This window comes from Luteibacter sp. P4_D7_3 (assembly GCF_056401735.1).
Window position 1 is genome coordinate 1 of record NZ_JBFUIT010000595.1, and the last position, 1,132, is coordinate 1,132.

The 1,132-nt window shown below is 67.6% G+C and carries 2 protein-coding genes; both read left to right on the forward strand.

Translation table 11 applies throughout. The features are described from left to right. A partial coding sequence (locus AC1DSN_RS23000) for a DUF4398 domain-containing protein (RefSeq protein ID WP_477333195.1) occupies positions 1 to 428 on the forward strand: 428 nt, incomplete at its 5' end. Next, complete coding sequence (locus tag AC1DSN_RS23005) at positions 428 to 1,084, forward strand: DUF4398 domain-containing protein (RefSeq protein ID WP_063574352.1); 657 nt, start codon at positions 428 to 430, stop codon at positions 1,082 to 1,084. The genes AC1DSN_RS23000 and AC1DSN_RS23005, both read left to right, overlap by 1 nt. Positions 1,085 to 1,132 lie beyond the last annotated feature (48 nt).

A 1,132-nucleotide genomic window follows, 5' to 3' on the forward strand; every position in this document is an offset into this window, starting at 1 on the left:
GCGCTCCGCCGCCGGATGGTGCCATGAATCRGGCACTAGCTCAGCTACAGGCGGCGCGTGACGCAGGTGCAGCCGATTATGCGCCGGTCGACCTCGACTATGCGCAGGGTAAGTTCCGCCAGGCGCAAACAGCCATGGCGAGCCGCAAATACGACGAGGCGGCCGTGCTGGCCGACGAGTCGCGCGCGGATAGTGAACTGGCCCGGGCCAAGGCCCGGCTGGGTGCCGCCCGTGCCCAGAACCAGACCAAGAGCCAGGAAAATTCGCGGATGCGCGTCGAAATGATCGACAACCACGCGAACGACACGGTGCCGATCCCGACCAATGTGCAGGAAACCGAAAGCGTCCTGCCTGAGCCGACCGACAACACTCCGCCGCCCGTGGGTGGCCAGACCCAGCCGCTGAACGACCATCAGGGAGGCCAGTGATGAAGCGCTCGACTATCCTCCTCTCCGCCCTGGTCCTTGCCGTTTTCTCGGCAGGGTCGGCCATGGCCGCCACGGACGACCTGGACATCCGCCGGCTGAACTCCAGCCTGGACCAGCTCTCGGCCGACCCCGTTCTCGGCGGCTACGCCCAGGCGGAGCAGGCCCGGGCCCGCGAGGCGATCAACCAGATGGCGCAGTTCAAGCCCAAGGAAAAGGAGCACGCCCACTACCTGTACATCGCCGAGCGCCGCGTGGACATCGCCAAGGCGATGGCCCAGTTCCAGGATGCGCAGAGCAAATCGGCCCAGCTGGATCGCGAGCACGATTCCATCCTGCTCGAGGCCAGCCGCCTCGACGCCGAGATGGCCCGCCGCCAGCTCGAGCAGCAGCGCGCCCAGAACCAGATGATTCAGGAAGAGGCCGCCCGCCTGCAGCAGCAGGGCGTGGAGTACTCCCAGGCCCTGGATCAGGCCAAGGCCGAGGGCGACAAGGCCCGCCAGGTCGCCGCCGCCCAGGCCAAGGTCGCCAACGCCGCCAAGAAGCAGGCGGCCCTGGCCGAGGCCGCGGCACGCGCCATGCGTGATGCAAGCTCCTCCGACGGTGCGGCCGACCCCGCGCCGAGCCCGAAGAAGAAGAAAAGCAGCAACGGCAACTAAGGCCACAGCGCCCTGTAGGAGCCGATTCATCGGCGAAAGGGTGCTCGC